Source organism: Thalassovita taeanensis (assembly GCF_900110775.1).
Lineage (GTDB): Bacteria > Pseudomonadota > Alphaproteobacteria > Rhodobacterales > Rhodobacteraceae > Litorimicrobium > Litorimicrobium taeanense.
In genome coordinates, this window is record NZ_FOEP01000002.1 from 202,591 (window position 1) to 228,809 (window position 26,219).

The 26,219-nt window shown below is 62.4% G+C and carries 24 protein-coding genes; 11 read left to right on the forward strand and 13 right to left on the reverse strand.

Going from position 1 to position 26,219, the window contains the following annotated elements; genetic code table 11:
* The gene (locus BSF79_RS03405) at nucleotides 1-1,254 is read left to right on the forward strand and encodes a DUF2254 domain-containing protein (RefSeq protein ID WP_090268313.1); all 1,254 of its coding nucleotides are present in this window, start codon (nucleotides 1-3) and stop codon (nucleotides 1,252-1,254) included.
* A gap of 162 nt (nucleotides 1,255-1,416) precedes the next feature.
* On the opposite strand, the gene gltX is transcribed toward BSF79_RS03405, so the two are convergent.
* A complete protein-coding gene (gene gltX, locus BSF79_RS03410; RefSeq protein ID WP_090268702.1) occupies nucleotides 1,417-2,739 on the reverse strand; it encodes a glutamate--tRNA ligase in 1,323 nt (440 codons plus the stop codon).
* Between the two features lie 184 nt (nucleotides 2,740-2,923).
* Between gltX and BSF79_RS03415 the strand changes: the two genes are divergently transcribed.
* Nucleotides 2,924-3,853, forward strand: coding sequence for an MBL fold metallo-hydrolase (locus tag BSF79_RS03415; protein ID WP_090268315.1), 930 nt, complete (start codon nucleotides 2,924-2,926; stop codon nucleotides 3,851-3,853).
* 153 nt (nucleotides 3,854-4,006) lie between these two features.
* Here BSF79_RS03415 and BSF79_RS03420 read toward each other — a convergent pair whose 3' ends face one another.
* Nucleotides 4,007-4,558: a 2OG-Fe(II) oxygenase gene (locus BSF79_RS03420; protein WP_090268317.1), complete on the reverse strand. Its 552-nt coding sequence runs from the start codon at nucleotides 4,556-4,558 to the stop codon at nucleotides 4,007-4,009.
* A gap of 86 nt (nucleotides 4,559-4,644) precedes the next feature.
* Nucleotides 4,645-6,303, reverse strand: coding sequence for an NAD+ synthase (locus BSF79_RS03425; protein WP_090268319.1), 1,659 nt, complete (start codon nucleotides 6,301-6,303; stop codon nucleotides 4,645-4,647).
* Nucleotides 6,304-6,466: 163 nt separating this feature from the next.
* Between BSF79_RS03425 and BSF79_RS03430 the strand changes: the two genes are divergently transcribed.
* Nucleotides 6,467-7,858 carry an MORN repeat-containing protein gene (locus BSF79_RS03430; RefSeq protein WP_245776304.1) on the forward strand — a complete coding sequence of 464 codons (1,392 nt, stop codon included), beginning with the start codon at nucleotides 6,467-6,469 and terminating at the stop codon, nucleotides 7,856-7,858.
* 231 nt (nucleotides 7,859-8,089) lie between these two features.
* Here BSF79_RS03430 and BSF79_RS03435 read toward each other — a convergent pair whose 3' ends face one another.
* Nucleotides 8,090-9,361 (reverse strand): NAD(P)/FAD-dependent oxidoreductase, encoded by a 1,272-nt coding sequence (locus BSF79_RS03435; protein WP_090268321.1) that lies wholly within the window; start codon nucleotides 9,359-9,361, stop codon nucleotides 8,090-8,092.
* Between the two features lie 337 nt (nucleotides 9,362-9,698).
* On the opposite strand from BSF79_RS03435, the gene BSF79_RS03440 reads away from it, so the two are divergent.
* Nucleotides 9,699-11,276, forward strand: a complete 1,578-nt coding sequence (locus tag BSF79_RS03440; protein ID WP_090268323.1) for a 2-isopropylmalate synthase — start codon at nucleotides 9,699-9,701, stop codon at nucleotides 11,274-11,276.
* 183 nt (nucleotides 11,277-11,459) lie between these two features.
* Here BSF79_RS03440 and BSF79_RS03445 read toward each other — a convergent pair whose 3' ends face one another.
* From BSF79_RS03445 to argH, 4 genes are all read right to left on the reverse strand, one after another.
* Complete coding sequence (locus BSF79_RS03445; RefSeq protein WP_090268325.1) at nucleotides 11,460-14,003, reverse strand: TIGR02302 family protein; 2,544 nt, start codon at nucleotides 14,001-14,003, stop codon at nucleotides 11,460-11,462.
* A gap of 33 nt (nucleotides 14,004-14,036) precedes the next feature.
* Entirely contained in the window at nucleotides 14,037-15,302 is a 1,266-nt protein-coding gene (gene lysA / locus BSF79_RS03450; RefSeq protein ID WP_090268327.1) for a diaminopimelate decarboxylase, read from the reverse strand.
* Between the two features lie 338 nt (nucleotides 15,303-15,640).
* The gene (locus tag BSF79_RS19425) at nucleotides 15,641-15,778 is read right to left on the reverse strand and encodes an argininosuccinate lyase (RefSeq protein ID WP_139246376.1); all 138 of its coding nucleotides are present in this window, start codon (nucleotides 15,776-15,778) and stop codon (nucleotides 15,641-15,643) included.
* Nucleotides 15,775-17,166 (reverse strand): argininosuccinate lyase, encoded by a 1,392-nt coding sequence (gene argH, locus BSF79_RS03455; protein WP_090268329.1) that lies wholly within the window; start codon nucleotides 17,164-17,166, stop codon nucleotides 15,775-15,777. Before argH ends, BSF79_RS19425 begins: the two co-directional genes overlap by 4 nt.
* Before the next feature lie 23 nt (nucleotides 17,167-17,189).
* Between argH and BSF79_RS03460 the strand changes: the two genes are divergently transcribed.
* Nucleotides 17,190-17,747, forward strand: coding sequence for a TlpA disulfide reductase family protein (locus BSF79_RS03460; RefSeq protein ID WP_090268331.1), 558 nt, complete (start codon nucleotides 17,190-17,192; stop codon nucleotides 17,745-17,747).
* Nucleotides 17,748-17,904: 157 nt separating this feature from the next.
* Here the strand turns inward: BSF79_RS03460 and BSF79_RS03465 are convergent, their stop codons facing one another.
* A complete protein-coding gene (locus BSF79_RS03465; protein WP_090268704.1) occupies nucleotides 17,905-18,495 on the reverse strand; it encodes a DNA-3-methyladenine glycosylase I in 591 nt (196 codons plus the stop codon).
* Nucleotides 18,496-18,616: 121 nt separating this feature from the next.
* Here BSF79_RS03465 and BSF79_RS03470 point away from each other — a divergent pair, with 121 nt between their 5' ends.
* The 3 genes from BSF79_RS03470 to phbB all read left to right on the forward strand — a co-directional run bounded on the left by BSF79_RS03470 (nucleotide 18,617) and on the right by phbB (nucleotide 21,689).
* A complete protein-coding gene (locus BSF79_RS03470) occupies nucleotides 18,617-19,468 on the forward strand; it encodes an EAL domain-containing protein (RefSeq protein ID WP_245776305.1) in 852 nt (283 codons plus the stop codon).
* Between the two features lie 140 nt (nucleotides 19,469-19,608).
* Entirely contained in the window at nucleotides 19,609-20,784 is a 1,176-nt protein-coding gene (locus tag BSF79_RS03475; protein WP_090268335.1) for an acetyl-CoA C-acetyltransferase, read from the forward strand.
* Nucleotides 20,785-20,966: 182 nt separating this feature from the next.
* On the forward strand, nucleotides 20,967-21,689 hold the full coding sequence (phbB, locus tag BSF79_RS03480) for an acetoacetyl-CoA reductase (RefSeq protein WP_090268336.1): 723 nt from the start codon (nucleotides 20,967-20,969) through the stop codon (nucleotides 21,687-21,689).
* Nucleotides 21,690-21,828: 139 nt separating this feature from the next.
* On the opposite strand, the gene BSF79_RS20190 is transcribed toward phbB, so the two are convergent.
* Nucleotides 21,829-21,951, reverse strand: coding sequence for a hypothetical protein (locus BSF79_RS20190; protein ID WP_281248624.1), 123 nt, complete (start codon nucleotides 21,949-21,951; stop codon nucleotides 21,829-21,831).
* Between the two features lie 111 nt (nucleotides 21,952-22,062).
* Between BSF79_RS20190 and gcvA the strand changes: the two genes are divergently transcribed.
* Both gcvA and yddG read left to right on the forward strand, forming a co-directional pair.
* Nucleotides 22,063-23,001 carry a transcriptional regulator GcvA gene (gcvA, locus tag BSF79_RS03485; protein WP_090268338.1) on the forward strand — a complete coding sequence of 313 codons (939 nt, stop codon included), beginning with the start codon at nucleotides 22,063-22,065 and terminating at the stop codon, nucleotides 22,999-23,001.
* 1 nt (nucleotide 23,002) lies between these two features.
* On the forward strand, nucleotides 23,003-23,863 hold the full coding sequence (gene yddG, locus BSF79_RS03490) for an aromatic amino acid exporter YddG (protein WP_090268340.1): 861 nt from the start codon (nucleotides 23,003-23,005) through the stop codon (nucleotides 23,861-23,863).
* A gap of 2 nt (nucleotides 23,864-23,865) precedes the next feature.
* Here the strand turns inward: yddG and BSF79_RS03495 are convergent, their stop codons facing one another.
* From BSF79_RS03495 to BSF79_RS03505, 3 genes are all read right to left on the reverse strand, one after another.
* On the reverse strand, nucleotides 23,866-24,039 hold the full coding sequence (locus BSF79_RS03495; protein ID WP_090268341.1) for a YdcH family protein: 174 nt from the start codon (nucleotides 24,037-24,039) through the stop codon (nucleotides 23,866-23,868).
* A 108-nt stretch (nucleotides 24,040-24,147) separates the two neighbouring features.
* The gene (locus tag BSF79_RS03500; RefSeq protein ID WP_090268343.1) at nucleotides 24,148-24,900 is read right to left on the reverse strand and encodes a tRNA1(Val) (adenine(37)-N6)-methyltransferase; all 753 of its coding nucleotides are present in this window, start codon (nucleotides 24,898-24,900) and stop codon (nucleotides 24,148-24,150) included.
* Nucleotides 24,893-25,108 carry a putative signal transducing protein gene (locus BSF79_RS03505; RefSeq protein WP_090268345.1) on the reverse strand — a complete coding sequence of 72 codons (216 nt, stop codon included), beginning with the start codon at nucleotides 25,106-25,108 and terminating at the stop codon, nucleotides 24,893-24,895. The genes BSF79_RS03500 and BSF79_RS03505 overlap by 8 nt, the downstream gene beginning before the upstream one ends.
* Nucleotides 25,109-25,163: 55 nt before the next feature.
* Here BSF79_RS03505 and BSF79_RS03510 point away from each other — a divergent pair, with 55 nt between their 5' ends.
* Entirely contained in the window at nucleotides 25,164-26,165 is a 1,002-nt protein-coding gene (locus tag BSF79_RS03510; RefSeq protein WP_090268347.1) for a polyprenyl synthetase family protein, read from the forward strand.
* Nucleotides 26,166-26,219 lie beyond the last annotated feature (54 nt).

Sequence of the window (26,219 nt, forward strand, 5' to 3'; positions counted from 1 at the left end):
ATGTTTGAAAGGCCTGTGGTAATCCTGCGCCGCCTGTCACGAAAGCTTTGGGTGCGGGTCTCGGCCTTTGCGGTGCTGTCTCTGACATCGGCCCTGATGGGCACGGTGCTGGAGGCAAGTCTTTCACCCGCCCTGACCGACCGTTTCGACCTCGAAGGCCTGATGCCGGTGCTTACCATTCTGGCCTCCTCCATGCTGGCGGTCTCGACCTTTTCGCTCAATGTCATGGTTTCGGCCCATCTCAGCGCCGCCGCGCAGGCCACGCCACGCGTACATCGGCTGCTGCTGGATGACACGACCACCCAGAACGTCCTGTCGGTTTTTATCGGCGCCTTCGTCTATGCGCTCAGCTCGATCATCCTGCTCAAGGCGCAGGCCTATGCCTCCTCCTCGGCGGTCATAATGTTGGTGGTCACCATCGCGGTGGTGGTGCTGGTGATCCTCGCCCTGCTGCGCTGGATTGACCACCTCAGCGATCTGGGCAGCCTTGACGCCACGCTCGACCTGACTGAATCCCACGCCCGCACCGCGTTGACCGCCCTGCGCCAACGCCCCGCGCTGGGAGGCGTGCCGTTGACCACCGACACCGTGCTGCCCGAATATCTGACACCGATCCCTGCGCAGAAATCCGGCTATCTGCAATGGATCGACCTTGCCGCACTGGCCGCATGTTCGGAAACTCCGGGGCAGCAGATCTATGCCAACCACCGCCCCGGCCAAAGCGTCCTGCAGGGCCAACCGTTGGCATTGGCTGCGGGCGCCCCGTCCCCGGCCACCGTCGACCGGATGGCGCAGGCTTTTTTGATCGGCGACAAACGCAGCTTTGAACAGGATGCCGGGCTGGGCCTGCTGACCCTGTCCGAAATCGCCTCCCGTGCGCTGTCGTCCGGTGTCAACGACCCCGGCACCGCGATCGAGGCGATTGCCCGCACCGAACGGCTTTTGTGGGAATGGGCGCAAACCCCAATGCCCGCCTCGCCAGAGATCGCCCATCCCACCGTTTTTGTGCCCGAGCTGCCCGCCTCGACACTGATCTCCGCCGCCTTCGCAGCGCCTGCCCGTGACGGCGCGGGTCAGATCGAGGTCGTCCGCCGCCTGCTCAAAGCCCTGACAGAGCTGCAAGGCTGCGCCGATACAGACCTTGCCGCCGCAGCCAAAGACATGACCAAAATCGCCCGTGCCTATGCTGAAAACGCACTGACCCTGCCGCAAGAGCGCGAAAGCCTCGATTACACGCACCGCTGGCCCAGCTAGCGCCCCGCACAGGCCGCATTTAAGACCGCATTAAGGTTAACGCTTCTGTGCGTTTGTCAGGCCCGAAGACTCGAAAACGCCGCACGTTCCTCCCGCGCGGCGTTTCGTGTCGCCCCATATGACACGCAAAACCCAGCAGGCCAGACCTCGGCAAGCCAGACTTCAGCCGCGCGCGCGGATCACCTGCAACAGCGGCATGACCGAGCTCATGTCCGGCCCGTGCGCCTGCCCCGTCAGCGCCAGACGCAGCGGCATGAACAGCCCCTTGCCCTTGCGCCCGGTGGCCTCTTTCACCGCCGCCGTCCACTTGCCCCAGGTTTCGCCATCAAACGGCCCTTCGGGCAGCAGTGCCATCGCCTGCGCGATGAACGCGCGATCCTCGTCGGCAATCTGCGGCTCGGCGCCGTCGCGGAACAGCTCCCACCAGCCCTTGAGATCAGCCTTCACCGTGATGTTGTCGCGCGTCACGGTCCAGAACTGCTCGGCCAGCGCGTCGGGCACGCCCAGCGCCGCAATCTCATCCGCCACCGCCGACAGCGGCAGCCCCTGCAGATGATGCGCGGTCAGCGGGAACAGATCTTGTTCGTCAAACTTGGTCGGGGCGGCGCCAAAGCGGGTGATGTCAAACCCCTCGATCAGCTCGTCCATCGACGTGCGCAGTTCAACCGGATCGGCCGATCCCAACCGCGCCATCAGGCTCAGCAGCGCCATCGGCTCCACGCCCTGCTCGCGCAGATCCTTGATCGCCAGCACGCCCAGCCGCTTCGACAGCGCCTCGCCCTGCGGCCCGGTCAGCAGCGAATGATGCGCGAACTCGGGCACAGCCCCGCCCAGCGCCCGGATGATCTGAATCTGCGTCGCGGTATTGGTCACGTGATCCGACCCGCGCACCACATGAGTCACGCCCATTTCGGTGTCATCCACCACGCTGGCAATCGTGTACAGAACCTGCCCGTCCGCCCGGATCAGCACCGGGTCCGACACGCTGGCCGCATCAATCGAGATATCACCCAGAATACCATCATTCCACTCGATCCGCTCGTGATCCAGCCGGAAACGCCAATATCCGCCGCGCTCAGCCCGCAGCGCATCTTTCTCGGCGTCCGACAGCGCCAAAGCCGCCCGGTCATAGACCGGCGGGCGCCCCATGTTCAGCTGCTTCTTGCGCTTCAGGTCCAGCTCGACCGGGCTTTCGAAACACTCGTAAAACCGCCCCATCTCGCGCAGACGGTCCGCCGCCGCCGCGTAACGATCCAACCGCGCTGATTGCCGCTCAACCCGGTCCCAGTGCAGCCCCAGCCACTCCAGATCACGCTTGAGCTGATCAACATATTCCTCTTTCGAGCGTTCCTGATCCGTGTCGTCAATCCGCAAGATGAACGTCCCGCCGCTCTTGCGGGCGATCAGATAGTTCATCAGCGCGGTGCGCAGGTTGCCAACATGGATATATCCGGTGGGCGACGGGGCGAAACGAGTGGTGGTCATCAGCAATCTCCTGTTGCTGGCCCCATGTCACAGGCGCGGGCATTTGTCCAGAAATCCCCGCAGTCCCACGCGCCATACTGGCGCCAAAACCCACCGCCACATCAAGTTCCCGTGACACCGCGTACCAGACAAGCGGGCTGTGCTATCCTCTGCCTTACCCTGCCACGCTGAAGAAGGACCACCCATGCTTGCAACGCCCTTCCTGACCCGCCGCACCGCCCTTTTGGGGGCCGCCGCCCTGCCACTGACGATCGCTGCGCACAAAGCCACCGCCGCCGCCCCGATGCTGGGCAGCAGCACAACCCGCTTCAACCGCATCAAACTCGGCGCGTTCGAGGTGACCGCCCTGCTGGCCGGAACCCGCACCGTGCCCGACCCGCACAAGATATTCGGCCTGAACGCCAGTGATGCCGACTTCGCCGCCGCCTCGGCCGCCGCGAATATCCCCACCGACAAGGCGCAGTTCTTCTTCACGCCAACCGTGGTCAATACCGGCACCGAACTGGTGCTGTTCGACACCGGCCTGAATGCCGCAGGCATCACCGACGCGCTGGCCGCTGCTGGCTACAGCCCCGATCAGATCGACGTGGTCGTGCTGACCCACATGCACGGCGACCATATCGGCGGGCTGATGAACAACGGCAGCCCCACCTTTGCCAATGCCCGCTATGTCACCGGCGCGACCGAGTTCAACGCCTGGGACAAGACCGGAAATGACGGGTTCAACACCAACGTCCGCCCGCTGGCCGAAAACATGACCATGATCGACGACGGCCACAGCCCGACCTCGGGGATCACCGCAATCGCCGCCTTCGGCCACACACCGGGCCACATGGCCTATATGCTCGACAGCGACGGCGAACAGCTCCTACTCGGCGCCGACTTCGCCAACCACTATGTCTGGTCGCTGGCCCACCCTGACTGGGAGGTCTCCTTCGACCAGGACAAAACCACCGCCGCCGCGACCCGGCGCCGCCTGCTGTCCATGCTGGCCGCCGACAAAACCCCGTTCATCGGCTACCACATGCCCTTCCCGGCGCTGGGATATGTCGAAACACAGGGCGACGGGTTCCAATACACCCCCTCCAGCTACCAGTTGATGCTCGATCGGTGACAAGAATATTAATGCCTGCGGCGCGAGTATTTTTCTCAGAAAGAAGCCAAAGCGCTCTCTGAGTTTCTTTCTGACTGAAATACTCGCGCCGCAGGCATCGGCCCGCAGGGCCAAAACAATAAAGCGCCGCGCAGCGGCACCGCCGGGTCAGGCTCAGCGAAAGGCGGGACCGTGCGCCCAGATCGTCAGCGAATGACGCACCCCGTCGGTGACAGGCGTCACCCGGTGCAGCAGATAGCTGGGGAATAGCGTCGCACAGCCCAGCGTGCGATCAGCGGTGGTGATATGGGCGCTTGGCTGCACCTCCAGCCCACCACCCTCATAGGCCTCGGGCTGGGTCAACTGCACAACCATCGTCAGCTTGCGTTTGCCCGCCAGCAGCCCCTCGCCGACATCGGAATGCCAGTCGAAATGGCCTTCCCGCTCGGCCCCATAGCGCGCAACCTGCGGGCTTTCGGCAAATTCGCTCAGGTCAAAGCCAAACGTCGCGCGGTTCGCCACGCGCACCAGATCAATGATCCGGTCCATCACCCAACCCGTTTCCGGCACCTCATCCAGCCAGACCAGCTCGGCCCGGCGCAGGTTGTGATCGCGCGCCTGCCGCAGCAGCCGCGCCTCGCGCGCGGGGGTCCCGTTGGCCACGGCGACGATGCGGGCACATTCTTCGACGGAAAAGGCATCTGGGATGGAGTGGACGGCTATCATGCGACTCACCTGAGTTGGGTAAGATCACATGCGCCCTGTCGCCGTGCCCGGCATGCTCAGACGCGACCCATTGGTCGCTTTCCGCCCTAAGACGGATCGCGCCAGCGGTTCACAATCGGATAGCGTCGATCCAGCCAGAACGCGCGCGGGCTCAGCCGTGCCCCCGGTGCCGACTGAAACCGCTTGTACTCGCTGATATACAGCAGGTGCTCGACCCGCTTCACCGTCTCGCGGTCGAACCCCGCCGCCACGCATTCCGCCACGCTTGCTTCGGCATCGACCAGCAACATCAGGATCGCATCCAGCACCTCATAGGGGGGCAGGCTGTCCTCGTCCTTCTGATCGGGGCGCAGTTCGGCACTGGGCGGTTTGTCGATCACCCGTGGCGGGATCACAACGCCCGCAGGCCCGGCCATCCAGTCGCGGTGGTTTTCATTGCGCCAGCGGCAGGCGGCAAACACCCGCGTCTTGTACATGTCCTTGATCGGGTTATATCCGCCCGCCATATCGCCATAGATCGTGGCATAGCCCACCGCGACCTCGGATTTATTGCCCGTCGTCAGCAGCATCTCGCCAAATTTATTCGACAGCGCCATCAGCAGAAGCCCGCGCAGGCGCGACTGAATGTTTTCTTCGGTCAGCCCGGCCTGCGTGCCTTCAAACAAAGGCGCCAGCGTGTTGGTGATCGCGGCGCGACCTTCGGCAATCGGCACAAAATCATAGCGGCAGCCCAGGTTTTCAGCCACCTCTTTGGCGTCATCCAATGACGACTGCGAGGTATATTCCGACGGCAACATCACGCAGCGCACGTTTTGCGCACCCAGCGCATCCGCCGCAATCGTCGCCACAATCGCGCTGTCGATCCCGCCCGACAGCCCCAGAAGTACCTGCTTGAACCCGGTCTTGCCCATGTAATCGCGCAGCGCCTCGACCATGCAGCGGTAATCCTGCTCCAGCATGTCAGGGATATGCGCCATCTCGCCCGGCTCGGCGTGCCAGCCCTCAGGCCCGCGCACAAAATCCACATGCGCCACAACCGCGTCGAACACCGGCAACTGCACCGCCAACGCCCCACCGGGGTTCAGCACGAACGAGCCGCCGTCGAACACCTGATCATCCTGCCCGCCGACCATATTCAGGTAGACCAAAGGCAAACCGGTCTCGATCACCCGCGCCACCATTACATTCTGCCGCACTTCCAACTTGCTGCGGAAATACGGGCTGCCGTTGGGCACCAGCAGAAACTCGGCGCCGGTTTCGGCCAGAGTTTCGGCCACATCCTCGTGCCAGGCATCCTCGCAGATCGGGCTGCCGATCCGAGTGTTGCCGACCGAATACGGCCCACCCAACGGCCCGCTGTCGAAAATCCGCACCTCGTCAAACACCGTCTCGTTCGGCAGATGATGCTTCAGCACCCGGCTGATAACCTTGCCAGCGGACAGAATGAAATAGGCGTTATAGAGCTTGCCCTCCTCCACCCACGGCCCGCCGATCCCCATCGTGGGACCATCGGCACAGACCTGCGCCAGCGCGTCCACCGCCTCGATCGCGGCCTGATGAAACGCGGGCTTCATCACCAGATCCTGCGTGTTGTATCCGGTGATGAACATCTCGGGCAGCGCCACCATATCGGCCCCGGCCTCGCGGGCCTGCTCCCAAGCGTCGCGCGCCGCGGCGGCATTGGCGGCCAAATCCCCGACAATCGGGTTAAGCTGTGCAAGCGTCAGGCGAAATCTGTCGGCCAATGTGGTGCCCCCTGATGGTGTTCACCCGTCCGATTTAGCAGATCGACCGGCAAGGGAAAGCCGAATTGACCGGAAACCCGTTGTCACCCTGCCGTGTGTCCACTAGATTTCCGGCAGTTTCACTCGGGAAACAAACAGGGGCTCAAGGGCGGACATGGCACAGATGCGCAATACATTCACGGCAACCCTGCTCGCCGGGCTGATGCTCGGCGTGGGCGCACAGGCGCAAGACAGCCAGGTCCAGACCAAGCAATATGACGATGGCGGCGTCTACGAGGGGACGTTCCTCAATGGCCTGCAACACGGCACCGGCACCTACCGGCTGCCGAACGGGTATGAATATACCGGCCAATGGGTCGATGGCGAAATCAAAGGTCACGGCGTGGCCCGCTTCCCCAATGGTTCGGTCTATGAGGGCGAATTCGCCAAGGGCAAACCCGAAGGCGTCGGCAAGATCGTCTTCACCGATGGCGGCACCTATGAGGGCGACTGGTCCGAGGGTAAAATCACCGGGCAAGGCGTGGCGGTCTATGCCAATGACGTCCGCTACGAAGGCGGCTTCCGCAACGCTATGCACCACGGGCGCGGCACCATGCAATCGCCCGGCGGCTATACCTACGAAGGCGATTGGGTCAATGGCGTCAAGGAAGGGCTGGGCCGCATCACCTATCCCGATGGCGCCACCTACGAAGGCCAGATTCAGCGCGGCGCCCGCGAAGGCCAGGGCACGCTGACCATGCCCGACGGGCTGATCTATACCGGCTTGTGGAAAGACGGGCAGATCAACGGAACCGGCAAGCTGACCCAACCCAATGGCGATGTCTACGAGGGCACACTGGCAGGCGGCCGCCGCGAGGGTCAGGGCACCGTCACCTATGCCAACGGCGACACCTATGTCGGGGCCTTCAAGGATGACAAACGCCACGGCGACGGCGTGTTCACCGGCACCGATGGCTATCTCTACACCGGCAACTGGTCTGCTGGCGAAATCGCAGGTCAGGGCAGCGTCACCTACCCCGATGGCTCGGTTTATGCCGGGCAGTTCCGCAGCGGTCTGGCCGATGGGCTGGGCAAGATCATCTATCCCGACGGCGCCACCTATGAAGGCGACTGGAGCGCCGGCGTGATCGACGGACAGGGCCGCGCCACCTATCCCAATGGCCTGACCTACGAGGGCGGCTTCAAAGAGGCGAAGAACAACGGCTTCGGCATCATGACCTATGCCGATGGCTATCGCTACGAAGGCGAATGGCAAGACGGCCAGCGCCACGGTCAGGGCACCGCCACCTATCCCGATGGAACTGTTTACAAAGGCCAGTTTGTCGCCGGTCAGCGCGAGGGCACAGGCGAGATCACCATGCCCGATGGCTTCAAGTATTCCGGCGCGTGGAAAGCTGGCGAAATCTCGGGCCAAGGCATTGCAACCTACGCCAACGGCGACACCTACGAAGGTACGTTCCGCGATGGCAAACGTCAGGGCGAGGGGAAAATGCGCTATGCCAGCGGTCAGGAAACCAGCGGCAAATGGGAAAACGGCGCCCTGGTGCAGGAATAACCCGCACCAACCGCACTGCTGAACAAGACCGGGCCGCCCGGCGACCTCAGCGCGCTCCCTGCCCCCGGAAAAGCGCACCGCAATCCACCGGCGCGGCCTCCCGTCCCCACGCCCGCACCGTCGCGCCAACGCCCAATTTCACATTTCCCAAATATCCCCGCCGGAGGCTCCCCACAGGCCACACGCGCCGCCGCTCAGACCAAGCCACCTCGGCCCAAGCCGAAAGCCGCGTCACTCCTTGATCTTGGTGATCTTCAGCATCTTCATCGCCATCCGTTCATAATACGGCTCGCTGACCCCCTTGCGGATCTTGCTGATGAAATACCACTCGAACGCCAGCTTGGCCCAATGCACCCACCGCCCCTGCGAGGTCCAGTTGACGTTGCGCGGCGGGTTTTGCGGCATCGCCAGAAACGCAGCGCCCCGGTCACCGAAATCCGCCAGACACAGCGCATTCCACGTCGGCTGATGCACCGGCGGCTGCCCTTTGATCACCAAAGGCAGGTTGTGCGCCGTCGCCGTGACCATGCTTTCAATCATGAACCCGGTTTTCGGCACCCCCGTGGGCACCGGCGTGACCACTGGCGGCGCGATGGCGATACACACACCAATACCAAAGATGTTGGGATAGGCCGCGTTGCGCTGATACTCATTGGTCAGAACAAAGCCGCGCGGATTGACCAGCCCCTCGATCCCCATCAGCGCCGGAATTCCCCGGAACGCCGGCAGCATCATCGAATAGCGGAACGGGATGTCGTGCTTTTTCTTCTCGCTGCCGTCCTCGTTCACCTCGGTGACATGCACCATGTTCTCTTCGAACTTGTCCACCTTGGCGTTGCAGATCCACTTGATGTCGCGGTCGCGCAGGATCGATTCCAGCATCCCCTTGGTGTCGCCCACCCCACCAAGCCCCAGATGCCCCACATAGGGCTCCGAGGTGACAAAGGTCATCGGCACCTTGTCGCGGATCTTGCGGCGCCGCAGATCGGTGTCGATCGTCATCGCATATTCATAGGCCGGGCCGAAACAGCTGGCCCCCTGCACTGCCCCCACCACGATCGGGCCGGGGTTGGCGCAAAACTCTTCCCATGTGCTGCCCGACGCTTCGGCATGCTCGATATGACAAACCGATTTGGTGAACTTCTCGGGCCCGAAGCCCTCGATCTCGTCAAACGCCAGATCCGGCCCCGTGGCGATCACCAGATAATCATAGCCCTCCTCGCGCCCGCTTTTCAGCGTGATCACCTGCGTTTTGGGGTCCAGCCCCACCACCGCGTCACAGATGAACTCGATCCCGCGCCGCTGCATCACCGGGGCCAGATCGACCGTGATATCCTTCTTGCTGCGCCAGCCAACACCGGCCCAGGGGTTTGACGGGGTGAACTGGAAATAGGGTTTGTCCGAGATCACCGTGATCTTGTCCCCACTGTCCAAAGACTTCTTCAGCTCATAGGCCTGAATCGCGCCACCAAGACCTGCCCCCAAAATCACAACATGCGCCATGATGTCCCCCTCTCAAGACTGAATGACCAAAACGCCTTGCCAGATGCTAAAACCGGATCGGTCGACGCACCTTGATACAGGTCATCCCGAAAATATCTTTTGCCGCCTGCAATAAGCCTCTGGTTTTTTGCTTTTCATTTGTCGCGCGCCCTGTATAAATCGGCGCCATGATGACTTTGGGCCATATCACGACCACAAAACGCCGCTCCGGCGTGCTGTCGGTTGCTGCCCTAATTCTGCTAAGCCGCCTCTGAGCGTGCCGTAACGGCGCGACCGCTCAGAGGATGTGCCTATTTCGCGCCCCAGGCTTCAGCATGAATAGAAAAAGAGATACCAAATGACCGATAAAGCCAAGCAAGACCGCGTCTTGATCTTCGACACGACGTTGCGGGACGGCGAACAATCGCCCGGCGCCACGATGACCCACGCCGAAAAGCTCGAGATTGCCGAGCTGCTGGATGAAATGGGCGTCGATATCATCGAGGCAGGCTTTCCCATCGCCTCCGAAGGTGACTTCAAAGCCGTCAAGGAAATCGCGCAACGCTCGAACAACTCGGTGATCTGCGGGCTGGCCCGCGCCAGCTTGCAAGATATCGAACGCAGCTGGGAAGCGGTGAAGCACAGCCGCAAACCGCGGATCCACACGTTCATCGGAACCTCGCCGCTGCACCGCGCCATCCCGAACCTGACCATGGATCAGATGGCCGAGCGTATCCACGAAACCGTGACCCACGCCCGTAACCTGTGCGACGATGTGCAATGGTCGCCGATGGATGCCACCCGGACCGAGCATGATTTCCTCTGCCGGGTGATTGAGATCGCGATCAAGGCCGGGGCCACCACCATCAATATCCCCGACACCGTCGGCTACACCGCGCCGCGCGAAAGCGCCGATCTGATCCGCATGCTGATCGAAAAAGTGCCCGGCGCCGACGAGATCATCTTTGCCACCCACTGCCATAACGACCTTGGCATGGCGACCGCCAATTCGCTGGCCGCCGTTGAAGCGGGCGCGCGCCAGATCGAATGCACGATCAACGGTCTGGGTGAGCGCGCGGGCAACACCGCGCTGGAAGAGGTGGTGATGGCGCTGAAAGTGCGCAACGACATCATGCCCTATCAGACCGGTATCGACACCACCAAGATCATGAACCTGTCACGCCGCGTCGCGACGGTTTCGGGCTTTCCGGTGCAGTTCAACAAGGCCATCGTCGGCAAGAACGCGTTCCTGCACGAAAGCGGCATCCATCAGGATGGCGTGCTGAAAAACGTCGAGACCTTCGAGATCATGAAGCCCGAAGACATCGGCCTGTTCGCCAAGAACATCGCCATGGGCAAGCATTCGGGTCGCGCCGCGCTGCGCTCGAAGATGAACGAGTTGGGTTTCGATCTGGCCGCGAACCAGTTGAATGACGTCTTCGTGCGGTTCAAGGCTTTGGCCGACCGCAAGAAAGAGGTCTATGACGACGATCTGATCGCCTTGGTGCAAGATCAGGGCCTGCAAGACGAGGCGGATACGCTTCAGATCAAACGCCTGCGCGTGGTCTGCGGCACCGAAGGCCCGCAAGAGGCCGAACTGACCATGTCGGTCGATGGGGTGGACCACACCATCGATGCCACCGGCGACGGCCCGGTCGATGCGGCATTCAACGCGGTCAAGATGATCTTTCCGCATAAGGCCAAACTGCAGCTGTATCAGGTGCACGCCGTGACCGAAGGCACCGACGCGCAGGCGACTGTGTCGGTCCGGGTCGAGGAAGATGGCCGCATCGCCACCGGCCAGTCGGCAGACACCGATACGGTGGTGGCCAGCGCCCGGGCCTATGTCAACGCGCTGAACCGGCTGATCGTGCGGCGCGAGAAGACCGGCCCCGGCGAGGATCGCAAGGAAATCAACTACAAAGACGTGCATTGAGGCACCAAAAGCCCCGGAAAGGTCCGGGGCTTTTTTCCACCGGGGCATGACCTGATTGAGCGCCTGCGGCGCGCTTGATACGCCCTGCGGGCAGAGGGGGGCGCTGCCCCCGACGTTGAAGCCCTTTGGGTTTCAACATCTCCCCCGGAGTATTTTTATCAGAAAGAAACTCGGGATACCGGGTCAGAATCGGTCCAGCAGGCGGCGCAGATAGTCGCGTTCTTCGTCCGAGCGCTGGCCTTCGCCCGAGCGGCGGCGGATCTCGTCGAGCAGTTCGCGCGCGCGGCGGTAAACATCTTCGCCTTGCAGCTGGCTGTCTTCGCTGCCCACCGCCCCGCCCGATCCGGGTGTGCGCCCCAATGGGTCGCGCTGTTCGGCGCTGGCATTGCCCTGTGCGTCGCCCTGCCCGCCGCGACGGGCGCGCTCGGCCTCGGCCATGGCTTCGCCCAGGCTGCGCATGCCGTCGCGCATCGCCTCCATCGCTTCGGATTGCTGATCGATTGCCTCGGCCAGATTGTCCTGTCGCAGGGCCTCTTCGGCGCCGTTCATCGCGCGGTCGGCGCGTTCCAGCGCCTCGCGCGCGGCCTCGCCGCCCTCGGTGTCGGCACCGGGAAGTTGTCCGCGCTGGCGGTTCAACTGGTCGCGCAGCGCCTGTTGCTGGTCCGCCAGACCGGCCTGCCCTTGTCCCTCGCCCTGCGCCTGACCATCGCCTTGGCCTTCGTGGCTTTGACCGCGCCCCTGGCCACCGTTGCGGCCCTCGTTGCCCTGATTTTCGCCCGCATTGGCTCCGGGGTTGAACTGTTCTTGCAGATCGCGGAACGCGCGATCCGACAGACCCTGCTGATCACGCAGAGTTTCCGATAGCTCCTCCATCGCTTGCGCGCCCGGTGATTTCTGCCCCTCGCCGCCGCCTTGGGTGACGCGCATGTTCTCCATCAGCTGCTGAAGCTCTTGCAGCGCCTGCTGCGCTTCGGCCATGCGGCCCTGCTCCATCAGCTCTTGGATACGGTCCATCATGCGTTGCAGGTCATTCATATCCATCTGCATCGCGTTGTCATTCTGTGCGCTGTCGCGCTCTTCGTCCTGCTGATCCTGTTGCGCCTGCCGCGACAGTTGCCGCAGGTAATCCTGCGTCGCATCGCGCAGCTCTTGCATCAGCTCGGCGATCTCTTCTTCTGACGCGCCGTTTTTCATCGCCTCGCTCAACCGGTCCTGCGCCCGCTGCATCCGCTCCAGTGCGTCGCCGATATCGCCGTCCTCCAGCACCAGCGCCAGATCCCACAGCGCCTGCGCGATCTCATCGCGCTGCGCTTCGCTCAGCCCATAGGCCGTGAACGCCTCCAATCGCCGCAGGATCACCCGCAGCTTCAGATAGGATGTCTCGGAACGGAACAGCCCCTCTTCAGGCCGCCACGAGATCGCGCGCAATACCTGCGCCACGCGCGGCGCATTGGCCCGGCTCCACAGCAGATCGCGGCGCTGCTCGATCACCGCTGCGGCCAGCGGATCAAAGAACCGCCGCGCCGGAAGCGCCATCGGCGCGGGCATCCCGACCCCCTCTTGCGCTGCGGCATCGCGCACCGACAGCTCAAAAATGACCGGCAGATGTGCCCACGGATGTTGCGAGAAATCCTCGATCAGCGCTTCGGTGAACGTGGCCCGACTGCCTGCAATCGGCATCGGCAAAGCCAGCTCGATCGGCGCGCGCGGTTCTGGCTCCAGCGCCAGACCGTAGCGCCGGTCCAGCGCCTCCATATCCAACGAGATCCGCACATTCCCCGACATCACGGCATAATCATCCGATGCCGTGAACGGCAGGCTCATCTGGCCCTCGAACGTCACCTCGGGCGTGCCCGAAACCACCACATCGGGCACCCGGTCCGGCTGAATCGCCACCTGCCATGACCGCCCGCCAACGCCGTTGATTGCCAGCTTACCGCCCTGCGCCACCGTGAAATCCTGCGCCGGGTCCGAGGCTGGCGGCACTTCGCCGATCCGCCCTGATACCGTCTCGGCCAAAGTCAGCGCGCCAACCTCGCCATAAAACCGCAGGGTGATCCGGCTGCCCTGCGGCAACGCCAAAACCTCGCCTTGATCGGCCAGATACAGCACCGGCAACCCGGTATAGCTGGGCGGCTCGATCCAGCCCTCCCATGTCGGGCCCTGCGCCAGCGCCGCCCCGCCAGGGCTGAGCCCCGCCACCGATCCGACGCGCCCGAACGAACTGAACAGCAGCGCCACCGCCAAGCCCAGAACAGCCACATAGCGCAACGCATAAGGATCACGCGAAGCCACCCGCAGATCAGGCCCCACAGCCTGCGCACCGCGCGCCCGTGCCGCCATCCGCGCCTGATGCGCCCGCCACAGCGCGACCGTATCCGCATCGCCCGCGCCGGTCGCCTGCGCGTCCAGAACCGCCTGCAATGGCCGCCCCGGCAGCGTCGCGTCCAGCCGCGCCAATGCCTCGGCCCGGCGCGGCCAGCGGAACCGCACGACCCCGCGCACCGCCGCCCAAACCACCGCCACTGCAAAGAAAACCGCCGTGGCCCAAACCGCCTCGACCGGCAGATGATCCTGCACGCCCAGCATCAACAGTGCCAGCGCCGCAATCAGCACGCTCCACACCGGCCAAAACGCACGCGTGATGCGCTCGGCAATCATGCCAGCCCATGTCAGGCGCAACGGCCTGCGTACCTGTTTCAGAAGCGCGTCCTGCGGTTCAACCATACCTTATCCCGACGGCCAAACGCGGGGATCGCGTCAGAGCCATTCAGGAATGGTATCGCGATTCAGGATTTCGTCAAAGCTCGGACGCGCCCGGATGACGGCGAATTGATGCTCATGCACCAAAACCTCGGGGATCAGCGGCCGCGTGTTATATTCGCTCGCCATCACCGCGCCGTATGCCCCGGCCGAGCGGAACGCCACCAGATCACCGGCCTGTACCGGCGGCATCAAACGCTGCTTGGCAAAAGTATCACCCGATTCGCACACTGGCCCGACAATGTCATAAGGCTGCATCTCGACCGCCGCCTCCGGCTCGACCACCGGCACGATATCGTGATGCGCGTCATACATCGCCGGACGGATCAGATCGTTCATCGCCCCGTCAAGGATCAGAAAATCCCGCCCCTCACCGGATTTCACATAAATCACTTTGCTAACCATGATCCCGGCATTGCCCGCAATCAACCGCCCCGGCTCGATCTCGATCTCGCAGCCCAGATGCCCGACCTCTTCGCGGATCACTTGCCCCCAAGCCAAAGGCAACGGCGGCGCCTCGTTCGAGCGCGCATAAGGAATGCCCAAACCGCCGCCCAGATCCAGACGCCGGATATCATGCCCGTCCGCGCGCAAAGCCTCCGTCAGCTCGGCAACCTTGCGATAAGCCATGCGGAACGGCGCCAGATCGGTCAGCTGACTGCCGATATGCACGTCGATCCCGATCACCTCCAACCCCGGCAGGCTGGCGGCATGAGCATAGACCTCGCGCGCGCGCGCAATCGGAATGCCGAACTTGTTTTCGCTCTTGCCCGTGGCAATCTTGGCATGGGTCTTGGCATCGACATCCGGGTTCACGCGCACCGTGATCGGCGCCCGCAGCCCCAGCGACAACGCCACCTCGTTCAGCACCGCCATCTCCGGCTCGCTTTCGACGTTGAATTGCCGAATGCCGCCTTCCAGCGCCATCCGCATCTCGTCGCGCGTCTTCCCCACACCGGAAAACACGATCCTCTCGCCCGGAACACCCGCCGCCTTCGCCCGCGTGTATTCCCCGCCCGAAACCACATCCATCCCAGCGCCCAACCGCGCCAGCGTGGTCAGGATCGCCTGATTGCTGGCGGCTTTCATAGCGTAGCATACCATGTGATCCAGCCCCGCCAAGGCCTCCTCAAACAGCTGAAAATGCCGCGTCAGCGTCGCTGAGGAATAACAGTAAAATGGCGTGCCCACTGCGGCGGCGATCTCGGCCACCGGTACATCCTCGGCAAACAACTCGCCGTCCCGATACAGAAAATGATCCATGCGCGCGCCCTTCCTTGTTCCGCAGCCTCATATCAGACTCGCGGCCCGATTCAATTCGCTATTCCCAAGTGGAGCGCCTTGCAGGCGCGCAGTTTGTCTCGCGAATTTGCCTCCGCCAAATTCTCTCCGGTCTGTTCGCCTTCGGCGAGAGTATTTTTCTCAGAAAGAAACACAGTTGGCTTCTTTCTGATGCAAATACTCGGGGGGGAGTCGTCAGACGACGGGGGCAGCCCCCCAATCCCGCCCGAAGGGCTAAACCTGCGCGCCTGCAAGGCGCACTATTGGATGAACCGAAAGTCAGACTGACCGTGTCCGCGCAAACGGGTACAGCGACAGGATCAGAAGCTGACCCCGAATGTCGCCTCACCCGACACCGTAACCCCGTTTGCGGGTTTGTCACCGGGCGTTTCCGGCTCTCCATCCGCGCCGCAAGCGGCCAGAAACGCCAGCAGTATCATCGCCGTAATTCGCGTCATCCCAGTACCTCTTTCCAGCGCGTAATCTGCGCCCGCACCTGCACTGGTGCTGTGCCCCCATAAGAGACCCGCGAGGCCACAGAATTATCGACACCCAGCACATCAAACACCGCGGCGGTGATTCCGGCATGGACTGCCTGCATATCGTCCAGCGACAGCTCCGGCAGGTCACATCCCTTACCCTCAGCCAATGCCACCAGCGACCCGGTCACGTGATGCGCGTCACGGAACGGCAGGTTCAGCGCCCGCACCAGCCAATCCGCCAGATCGGTTGCCGTCGAAAACCCGCTGCCCGCCGCCTCAGCCAGCGCCGGACGGTTGGCGGTCATATCGCCCACCATCCCCGCCATTGCCGCCAGCGCCAGCATCAGGTTGTCCGCCGCATCAAACACCTGTTCCTTGTCTTCCTGCATGTCCTTGGAATAGGCCAGCGGCAGCCCCTTCATCACCGTCATCAACGCCACATTCGCCCCGAAGATCCGCCCGATCTTGGCCCGGATCAGCTCGGCCGCATCCGGGTTGCGCTTCTGCGGCATGATCGACGATCCTGTCGACCACTTGTCCGACATCTTCACAAACCGGAACTGCGCGCTCGACCAGATCACCAGCTCCTCGGCAAACCGGCTCAGATGCATCGCGCAAATACTGGCACAGCTCAGGAACTCCAGCGCGAAATCCCGGTCCGCCACCGCATCCAGCGAGTTCGCTGCAGGCCGGTCAAATCCCAACGCCTCGGCGGTCATATGCCGGTTGATCGGAAACGATGTCCCCGCCAGCGCCGCCGCCCCCAAAGGCGATTCATTCATTCGCGCCCGCGCATCGCGGAACCGCGACAGATCCCGCCCCAGCATCTCGACATAAGCCATCATGTGATGCCCCCAGGTCACCGGCTGCGCCACCTGCAAATGGGTGAAGCCCGGCATCACCCAATCGGCCCCGGCCTCGGCCTGACCCAGCAACGCCCGCATCAGTGCCTCGATCCCGCTGATCGCGGCATCCATCTGGTCCCGCACCCACAGCTTGAAATCCGTCGCCACCTGGTCGTTGCGCGACCGCGCCGTGTGCAACCGCCCCGCCGGTTCGCCAATCAAATCCTTCAGCCGCGCCTCGACATTCATATGAATGTCCTCAAGCGCCGTGGAAAATTCAAATGTTCCACCCTCGATCTCTGACAAGACCGTGAGCAGCCCTTCCCGAATGGCTGCAGCATCGCTATCACTCACAATGCCCGTCGCTGCCAACATCGCGGCATGGGCCCTTGACCCGGCGATATCCTGCGCCGCCATCCGCTGGTCATACCCGATCGAGGCATTGATCGCCTCCATGATCGCGTCCGGCCCGGCGGCAAAGCGGCCGCCCCACATCTGGTTCGAGGATTTGTCGCTCATTCGTTCGCCCCTTGGGAGGTAATATGCTGAAACCTGTTTCGCTCGTCCTTTATACGGCTCTGGCCCTTGGTGCAAATGTTGGCCACGCCGAGACCACCACTCTGGATGCCCTGCGCACCGAAGATATGAAAAAGCTGAACCTGCACAGCACCCCCACCGCCGCCGCCGAAACCCCCTTCCTGACCGAGGGCGGAACTCAGGCCCGTCTGTCAGACTACAAAGGCAAATATGTGCTGGTGAATTTCTGGGCCACATGGTGCGCACCCTGCCGTCAGGAAATGCCCTCGCTCGCAGCCCTGCAAGCCGAACTGGGCGGCGACTCGTTCGAGGTTGTCACCATCGCCACCGGTCGCAATCCACCCCCCGCGATGAAGAAATTCTTCGCCGAGGCCGGTGTCACCAACCTGCCGCTGAACCGCGACCCCAAACAGGCGCTGGCCCGGTCCATGGCCGTGCTTGGCCTGCCCGTGTCAGTGATCCTCAATCCCGAGGGGCAGGAAATCGGCCGCCTGCTCGGCGATGCCGACTGGCACAGCGACAGCGCCCGCGCCCTGATCGGCGCCCTCATCACGCAGGACTGATCGGTCATACCGGCCTACCGGCCCACGCACACTCCGGCTTCTTTCTGATCCAAATACTCAAAATCCCGGACGTGCAAATCGGCGCGGGCGCTGCTGTCCGGCGCTCCGACTGCCCCCCGCCGATATGCATGGGATGTGCATGTGCTGTGCATGCGTTTCATACCGCAGTTTCCGGCGGGTCCTGCAACTTCGCCACGCCCCCGTGACAGGGGCAACCCACCAGATGATCATTCACCAACCCGCACGCCTGCATAAAGGCATAGACAATTGTCGGGCCGCAAAATTTGAATCCTTCCTTCTTCAAATCCTTCGAAAGTTGAACAGAGATTTCTGTTTGCCCCGGCACCTCCGCCAAACTGTTCCGCCGGTTCTGAACGGGCCTGCCGCCGACGTAATTCCACACGAACCGGTCAAACCCTTCGCGCTGCTCGATCCGCTGCCAGGCGCGGGCATTTCCGATCGTCGCCTCGATCTTGCCACGGTGGCGGATGATCCCCGGATTACCCAGCAACCGCTGCACCTCTGCCTCGCCCCAGCTCGCAATCACATTCGGATCAAACCCCTGAAAAGCCTCACGAAAAGCATCGCGTTTTTTCAAGATAGTGATCCAGCTCAGCCCGGCCTGAAACCCGTCCAGAATCAGCTTTTCCCACAGCGCCCGGCTGTCCCATTCCGGCACGCCCCATTCGGTATCGTGATACTCGACATAGATCGGTTCAGACCCGGCCCAGCCACATCTTTCCCCCATATCCTCGCCCCCTTTTTCGCATTCAATCCGATTTAGCGAAAATTGGAACAAAATGCGAATATTAATCCCTCATTAGGAGATGCGGCGCCAATGTGGCCACAGGTTTTGATCGGAGAGTCGCATGGCACCGCGAAAAATGGGCAAATGGGCAGATATTCCCGCGGGGCAGGACAGCCCGCTGAACTTCGCGGTTTCCTCCCGCGATGCCAGCACCCTTGACATGGTGCGCGCCGCCCTGAAGCACCGGCAAGTTACGCTTGCATTTCAACCTGTTATACAGTCGCAGCGCCCCGATCAGCCCGCCTTCTATGAAGGGCTGATCCGGGTGTTGGACGAAACCGGCCGCATAATCCCCGCCAAGGATTTCATTGATGTGATCGAAACAACTGAAACCGGTCGGATCATTGATTGCCTCTCGCTGGAAATGGGTCTGCGCACTCTGGCGCGCGAACCGTCGATCAGGCTCGCCATCAACATGTCCGCCCGTTCCATCGGCTATCCCCGCTGGATGCAAAGCCTCAAAAAAGGCCTGAAACATGACCCGACCGTGGCCGAGCGGCTGATCCTTGAAATCACCGAAAGCTCGGCCATGATGGTCCCCGAACTGGTGGTCAATTTCATGTCCGACCTGCAACGCAAGGGAATCACCTTTGCCCTTGATGATTTCGGCGCCGGTTTCACCTCTTTCCGCTATCTGCGCGACTTCTATTTCGACATTCTCAAGATCGACGGGCAGTTCATTCACAATATCCACGCCGACCCCGACAATCAGGTCTTGACCCGCGCATTGATCGCCATCGCCCGGCAATTCGACATGTTCACCGTGGCCGAAAAAGTGGAAACCGCCGAAGATGCGCAATGGCTCTCCGCCGCCGGGGTCGACTGCCTGCAGGGCTTCCTGTTTGGCGCCCCCAGCATTCACGCCCCGTGGAAAAGCGGCGCCCCCGGCAGCCCCCACAGCCAGACAGCCTAGCGCAAAATGCGGCAACGTGGCGTTTCCTCGCAGTTGCCGCGGCGCAGCGTTTCCTTTATGACGTGACGGAAGGAGGGAAGCCTTGGCCAGCATCTGCACGCCCCGGCGTACCCTGCCCCCAAAATTGGTGGAGGATTGACATGACCAATGTTGTTATCGCCTCGGCGGCCCGGACTGCGGTTGGCTCGTTCAGCGGCGCTTTTTCAAACACACCCGCGCATGATCTTGGCGCAGCTGTACTTGAGGCCGTCGTCGCCCGCGCCGGGATCGACAAATCCGAAGTATCGGAAACGATCCTCGGTCAGGTTCTGACCGCAGGTCAGGGCCAGAACCCGGCCCGTCAGGCCCATATCAATGCTGGTTTGCCCAAGGAAAGCGCCGCTTGGTCGATCAATCAGGTCTGCGGATCTGGCCTGCGCACCGTGGCTTTGGCCGCACAGCATATCCAACTGGGCGACGCGGCAATCATTGCGGCGGGTGGTCAGGAAAACATGACCCTCAGCCCCCACGCCGCTTACCTGCGCGCGGGCGTGAAAATGGGCGATGTCTCTTATATCGACACCATGATTCGCGACGGTCTTTGGGATGCCTTCAACGGCTATCACATGGGTCAAACCGCTGAAAACGTTGCAAACCAGTGGCAGATTTCTCGCGATATGCAGGATGAATTCGCCGTTGCCTCGCAAAATAAGGCCGAGGCCGCGCTGAAAGCCGGCAGGTTCGACGACGAAGTGATCGCCTTCACCATCAAAACCCGCAAGGGCGACATCATCGTCAACAAAGACGAATACATCCGCATGGGTGCCACGATGGAAGCGATGCAGAAACTGCGCCCGGCCTTCGTCAAAGACGGCTCTGTCACGGCGGCCAACGCATCAGGCATCAACGATGGCGCGGCCGCTGTCCTGCTGATGAGCGCGGACGACGCTGAAAAGCGCGGGATCGAGCCGCTGGCCCGTATCGCCAGCTATGCCACCGCCGGTCTGGACCCGTCGATCATGGGCGTCGGCCCGATCTATGCATCGCGCAAGGCGCTGGACAAGGCCGGTTGGTCGGTCAGCGATCTGGATCTGGTCGAAGCCAACGAAGCCTTTGCCGCGCAGGCCTGCGCCGTGAACAAGGACATGGGCTGGGATCCGGCGATCGTCAACGTCAACGGCGGCGCCATCGCCATCGGTCACCCCATCGGCGCATCCGGCTGCCGCATCCTGAACACGCTTCTGTTCGAAATGAAGCGCCGCGATGCCAAAAAAGGCTTGGCCACGCTGTGCATCGGCGGCGGCATGGGCGTTGCGATGTGCGTCGAGCGTCCGTGAGTTTCGCTGTGCCCATTACAGACAAAATGAAGGGGCGCCAATTGGTGCCCCTTTCTTTTGCGACCACGGCTCGGGCACAAAGACCTTCTGAAATCTGAAATTTCATCGCGCAATAATATTGCGCATTTTTGCCAATCAAAGTAACAGAGTTACCAACGCATATCGCCAGACTGGAGGAACCCATGGCAAGAACAGCACTCGTTACCGGCGGCTCACGCGGAATCGGCGCGGCCATTTCGCACGCGCTGAAAGACGCGGGCTATACCGTCGCCGCTACCTACGCGGGCAACGACGAAGCCGCAGCCAAATTCACCGAAGAAACCGGCATCAAAACCTATAAGTGGAACGTCGCCGATTATGACGAATGCACCGCCGGCATCGCCGCAGTCGAGGCTGACCTGGGCCCGATCGATGTGTTGGTCAACAACGCCGGCATCACCCGCGATGCCCCGTTCCACAAAATGACCAAGGACCAGTGGGATCAGGTGATCGGCACCAACCTGACCGGCGTGTTCAACATGACGCACCCGATCTGGCCGGGCATGCGCGAGCGTAAATTTGGCCGCGTGATCATCATCTCGTCGATCAATGGCCAGAAGGGTCAGTTCGCTCAGGTGAACTATGCCGCCTCGAAGGCAGGCGATCTGGGCATCGTGAAATCACTGGCACAGGAAGGCGCGCGTTTTGGCATCACTGCCAACGCAATCTGCCCCGGCTATATCGCAACAGATATGGTCATGGCCGTGCCGGAAAAAGTCCGCGAATCGATCATCGCTCAGATCCCGACCGGTCGCCTGGGCGAGCCCGAAGAGATCGCGCGCTGCGTGGTGTTTCTGGCGTCCGACGATGCGGGCTTCATCAACGGCTCGACCATCTCGGCCAACGGTGGTCAGTTCTTCGTCTGATCTGGCGCGACACCCCGTCACGACACACGGAATTGCCCCCTGCTCAACGCGGGGGGCTTTTTTATCAGAACCACACCCCCGCCCGGTTTGGGCAGGGGTGGTCTGTCGCATCGCGAAGGACCGGCGGGCAAGCCTGCGGTCAGTGCGACGCTCTCCGCGGATGCAGGATACGGGCCAGACCGCGCATGAACTGCGCGCCCCGCGCCTGATGGGCGGAGCGAAAGGCATCACGGGTGCGGGCGCTTGCGGTATATTCAAACATCGTTGCCTCCTCTGACATTAGCATTTTTTGACTGTCCCGATCATGCCCTCACACCGTTCAACGCACAAACGAGACTTTTCATCCCTTCGGTTTAGTTTTACTTAAGTGATTATGTCTGACCGCCTTCCCCCACTCACCGCCCTGCGCGCCTTTGAGGCCGCCGCACGACACATGTCGTTTTCAAAGGCTGCGGATGAATTGAATGTCACCCCTGCCGCCCTGTCGTTTCAGATCAAAGCGTTGGAAGAGCACTTGGGCCAGCCGCTGTTCAACCGGCTCAACCGCGCCGTGACCCTGACCGAGGCGGGCCGCACCCTGGCCCCCGGCACGACAACAGGGTTCGAGGCCCTGACAACCGCGTGGCGCAGAACCCGCCGTCTGGGGCAACATCAGCGCCTGACGATAACGGCCGGGCCGGCCTTCACCGCAAAATTTCTTGCGCCGCGCATGTATGATTTCGCTCGCGCCCACCCGGATGTGGAACTGCGGTTCGCCGCCTCACTCTCGATGGCCGACCTTGAGCGTGACGATGTCGATATCGCCATCCGCTTTGCCCCGACCCCGCCGGATGGGGCCTATTCCGAACTTCTGTACCGGGAATGGATGACGCCGATGATGACCCCGGCGCTGGCGCGCGACTATCCCCGGCCCGCGGATCTGTGCCACGCGCCGCTGCTGCACCAAGACTATCTGACCATGACCCACCGCCGCACCATCAGCTGGACCACGTGGTTCAAGGCTGCAGGCTTGCCGCCCCCACCCGAGGGCGGGGCACGGTTCACCCAAGCCGATCACGCTGTCGACACTGCCATCGCGGGCGGTGGCGTCGTGCTGGGCCGCGCGTCGATTGCGTATCAAGCGCTCGACACCGGGCAATTGGTCGCGCCGTTTGACCCCGCCATCATGACGGTGGGCAGCTATTGGGCTATCTGTCGCGAGGCCGACCGTGAGCGGCCCCATATTGCCGCATTTTTCGATTGGATTCGCGGCGAGATTGCGCAGCTATGCGTACACGCAGAAAACCGGCGATTCGCCGAGCCGGAGAGATAATATGACAAACCGCGCCACAATGATCGGTTTCGTGGCTGTGCTGCTTTGGGCGCTTCTGGCGCTGTTGACGGTCGGCACCGCCCCCACCCCACCGCTTCTGCTGAACGCCATCTGCTTTGGGATTGGTGGAACGCTGGGCCTGATCTGGACCGCAGCCACCGGCGGGCTTTCCCGCCTAAGGTCCGTGCCGCTCAAGGTCTATGCCTTTGGCACCATTGGGCTGTTTGGCTATCACGCGCTATATTTCAGCGCCCTTCGCATGGCCCCCGCCGCGCAGGCTGGGCTGATCGCCTATCTCTGGCCGCTTCTGATCGTGCTGTTCTCGGGCGCGCTACCGGGTGAAAGGCTGAAGCCCGGCCATCTTGTTGGGGCCGTCATCGGATTTCTCGGCGCGGCGCTGATTATTCAGGGCGGCGGCGCCGGTTTCGATGCACAGGCTTTGCCCGGCTATCTTCTGGCGCTGGCCTGCGCGTTGACTTGGGCCAGCTATTCCGTGCTGTCACGGCTGGTGGGCAATGCCCCCACCGAATCAGTTGCCATCTTCTGCGTCGCAACCGCGATCCTGTCAGGCCTTCTGCATCTGGGGCTGGAAGAAACGGTATGGCCACAAACACCTGTGGCCTGGGGCTCTGCCATCGCGCTTGGGCTTGGCCCGGTCGGGCTGGCGTTTTACGTCTGGGATATCGGGGTGAAACACGGCGATATTCAACTTCTGGGTGTGGCGTCCTACGCGGCCCCACTGTTGTCTACGCTCGTTCTGGTTGCTACTGGAATTGCTCAACCCAGCTGGACACTTGGCGTCGCAGCGATCTTGATCACCGGCGGCGCAGCCCTTGCCGCGCGCGCCAGCCTAACGCCCTAGCGTCAGTGCATCGTTGCCGTAAGTCGTTCAATCTCTTCTTTAAGTCGAAGCTTCTTTCTCTTCATATCGGCGATTTCGATATCGCTGCTGCCGGGGGCGCGTTGCGCAACCTCGACACGCTGCGAGAGGGACAAGTGTTTCTTCTTCAGTTCCTCGACACGCGAACTCAAGTTCATAGGCATACTCCTCTCTGTAAAAGCTATGTAACAACTCCATCACAACTTTTACCGTCTGTCACGCCGCACCTGCAGCATATGGCAAACAAATGCTTACCTGGATCAAGCTCAGAGCGGAAAATTCAATGCCGCCGCGTTGCGCAGCACATCGCGAATATGCGGCGTATAGCTTTCGCGGTCACCGTCATGCGCCGCGCCCTCATGCATCAACACACCCGAGTGCAGACGGAATGCCCCCCGCCCGCCTTTGCGCCCGCGTATCAGAATCAGCTGCGGGTCGCGCCCCGCGCGCGGGATGAGCGGCAACACCTGAACCGAGCCAAGCCCCGCCACCATCGCTGCCAGCAACTCCGGCAGGCGCTCGGACCGGTGGATGAAACTGACATACCCGCGCGGCGCCGTGCGCCGGATCGCCGCCGCAACCCACAGTGGCAGCGCCGTATCCTCGCCCATCGCGGTCTCGCGGCCCGTATCACGCGCGGCCACACTGGCCTCGCGCCGGAAATAGGGTGGATTGGCGATAACGTGATCGAACTGCCGCTGCCGCAGCGGCGCGGGCATCGCGCTCAGGTCACCGGTGAACACGTCCATCTCCAGCCCCGCCTCGACCACGTTCCTCTGCGCCAGCACGGCATAGTCAGGCTGCAATTCTAGCCCCGCCAGCAGCAGCCCCGGCACCCGCGCCGCAAGGCAAAGCGACGCAACCCCAACCCCACAGCCCAATTCCAGCACGCTCTGCCCCGCCTGCGCCGGAACCGACGCCGCCAGCAGCACCGGGTCCACCCCCGCGCGATACCCCAGCACGGGCTGCCACACCTGCACCCGACCGCTCAGAAACGCATCGCGCGACAGCTCAGCCATCCAACGCGATCCCATTGTCGCGCATCACCCGCTCGGCGCGGACGTGATCGCCGTCGCGCACCATCAGGCGGCGCGGGAAAATCCCGATCCCACCTTCTAGGACGCTCATATTTACGTCCATTTCAAAGCAGTCTATACCCTCGCCCTGAAGCAGCGCCTTCGCAAAGGCGATCGAGGTGGGGTCGGTTGTGCGCAATAGCTGTTTCATATTGGGGAATTAAGGGCATGGTGGCGACTTTGTCGAGCCGTGTGACGTGACAGTGATGAGCCTTGACCAAACAGCGACCAAACCGCACGAGCAACTGGCCACCCATCTGGGCGGCGGAATGGAGGCGGTCAACACTCTGATTCGCACCCGAATGGCTTCGGAACACGCCCCGCGCATCCCCGAAGTTACCGCCCACCTGGTCGAAGCCGGCGGCAAACGTCTGCGCCCGATGCTGACCCTCGCCGCCGCTGAACTGTGCGGCTATGATGGCCCGTATCACGTCAATCTCGCCGCCGCGGTCGAGTTTATTCACACCGCCACGCTGCTGCACGATGACGTCGTCGATGAAAGCGGGCAACGTCGCGGTCGCCCCACCGCCAACCTGCTGTGGGACAATAAATCCAGCGTTCTGGTCGGCGACTACCTGCTGTCTCGCAGCTTCCAGCTGATGGTCGAAACCGGCAACCTGCGTGTGCTCGACATCCTCGCCAATGCGTCCGCCACGATTGCCGAAGGCGAAGTACTGCAACTCACCGCCTCCCAAGACCTGCGCACCAACGAGGCGATCTATCTGCAAATCGTCCGTGGCAAAACTGCGGCCCTGTTCTCGGCGGCCACCCAAGTCGGCGGTGTTATCGCCACCGCCCCCGAGGATCAGGTGCAGGCCCTCTTCGACTATGGCGACGCGCTTGGCATCGCCTTCCAGATCGTCGACGACCTGCTCGACTATCAGGGTGACAGCAACGCCACCGGCAAAAACGTCGGCGATGATTTCCGCGAACGCAAACTGACCCTGCCGGTGATCAAAGCCATTGCCGCCGCCTCCCCCGAAGAGCGCGCATTCTGGCAGCGCACCATCGAAAAAGGCAGACAAGAAGACGGCGATCTGGACCACGCCCAGTCCCTGCTCCGCAAACATGACACGCTCGCGGCAACGCGCACAGATGCGCTTGCCTGGGCTGACAAAGCCAAAACCGCAATGCGCTGCCTGCCGGAACACCCCCTGCGCCAGATGCTGATCGATCTGGCAGACTACGTCGTCGCCAGGGTCAACTAAGGCACTCTGCCCCCGGCTTCTTTCTGAGGAAAATACTCAAATCCCAACGCCACA

What these genes read in the sequence shown, in the direction of transcription:
- BSF79_RS03405 (WP_090268313.1), top strand. Translation starts at nt 1, where the DNA reads ATGTTTGAAAGGCCTGTGGTAATCCTGCGCCGCCTGTCACGAAAGCTT.
- gltX (WP_090268702.1), bottom strand. Translation starts at nt 2,739, where the DNA reads ATGACCACCACTCGTTTCGCCCCGTCGCCCACCGGATATATCCATGTT.
- BSF79_RS03415 (WP_090268315.1), top strand. Translation starts at nt 2,924, where the DNA reads ATGCTTGCAACGCCCTTCCTGACCCGCCGCACCGCCCTTTTGGGGGCC.
- BSF79_RS03420 (WP_090268317.1), bottom strand. Translation starts at nt 4,558, where the DNA reads ATGATAGCCGTCCACTCCATCCCAGATGCCTTTTCCGTCGAAGAATGT.
- BSF79_RS03430 (WP_245776304.1), top strand. Translation starts at nt 6,467, where the DNA reads ATGCGCAATACATTCACGGCAACCCTGCTCGCCGGGCTGATGCTCGGC.
- BSF79_RS03435 (WP_090268321.1), bottom strand. Translation starts at nt 9,361, where the DNA reads ATGGCGCATGTTGTGATTTTGGGGGCAGGTCTTGGTGGCGCGATTCAG.
- BSF79_RS03440 (WP_090268323.1), top strand. Translation starts at nt 9,699, where the DNA reads ATGACCGATAAAGCCAAGCAAGACCGCGTCTTGATCTTCGACACGACG.
- BSF79_RS03445 (WP_090268325.1), bottom strand. Translation starts at nt 14,003, where the DNA reads ATGGTTGAACCGCAGGACGCGCTTCTGAAACAGGTACGCAGGCCGTTG.
- lysA (WP_090268327.1), bottom strand. Translation starts at nt 15,302, where the DNA reads ATGGATCATTTTCTGTATCGGGACGGCGAGTTGTTTGCCGAGGATGTA.
- BSF79_RS19425 (WP_139246376.1), bottom strand. Translation starts at nt 15,778, where the DNA reads ATGACGCGAATTACGGCGATGATACTGCTGGCGTTTCTGGCCGCTTGC.
- argH (WP_090268329.1), bottom strand. Translation starts at nt 17,166, where the DNA reads ATGAGCGACAAATCCTCGAACCAGATGTGGGGCGGCCGCTTTGCCGCC.
- BSF79_RS03460 (WP_090268331.1), top strand. Translation starts at nt 17,190, where the DNA reads ATGCTGAAACCTGTTTCGCTCGTCCTTTATACGGCTCTGGCCCTTGGT.
- BSF79_RS03465 (WP_090268704.1), bottom strand. Translation starts at nt 18,495, where the DNA reads ATGGGGGAAAGATGTGGCTGGGCCGGGTCTGAACCGATCTATGTCGAG.
- BSF79_RS03470 (WP_245776305.1), top strand. Translation starts at nt 18,617, where the DNA reads ATGGCACCGCGAAAAATGGGCAAATGGGCAGATATTCCCGCGGGGCAG.
- BSF79_RS03475 (WP_090268335.1), top strand. Translation starts at nt 19,609, where the DNA reads ATGACCAATGTTGTTATCGCCTCGGCGGCCCGGACTGCGGTTGGCTCG.
- phbB (WP_090268336.1), top strand. Translation starts at nt 20,967, where the DNA reads ATGGCAAGAACAGCACTCGTTACCGGCGGCTCACGCGGAATCGGCGCG.
- BSF79_RS20190 (WP_281248624.1), bottom strand. Translation starts at nt 21,951, where the DNA reads ATGTTTGAATATACCGCAAGCGCCCGCACCCGTGATGCCTTTCGCTCC.
- gcvA (WP_090268338.1), top strand. Translation starts at nt 22,063, where the DNA reads ATGTCTGACCGCCTTCCCCCACTCACCGCCCTGCGCGCCTTTGAGGCC.
- yddG (WP_090268340.1), top strand. Translation starts at nt 23,003, where the DNA reads ATGACAAACCGCGCCACAATGATCGGTTTCGTGGCTGTGCTGCTTTGG.
- BSF79_RS03495 (WP_090268341.1), bottom strand. Translation starts at nt 24,039, where the DNA reads ATGAACTTGAGTTCGCGTGTCGAGGAACTGAAGAAGAAACACTTGTCC.
- BSF79_RS03500 (WP_090268343.1), bottom strand. Translation starts at nt 24,900, where the DNA reads ATGGCTGAGCTGTCGCGCGATGCGTTTCTGAGCGGTCGGGTGCAGGTG.
- BSF79_RS03505 (WP_090268345.1), bottom strand. Translation starts at nt 25,108, where the DNA reads ATGAAACAGCTATTGCGCACAACCGACCCCACCTCGATCGCCTTTGCG.
- BSF79_RS03510 (WP_090268347.1), top strand. Translation starts at nt 25,164, where the DNA reads ATGAGCCTTGACCAAACAGCGACCAAACCGCACGAGCAACTGGCCACC.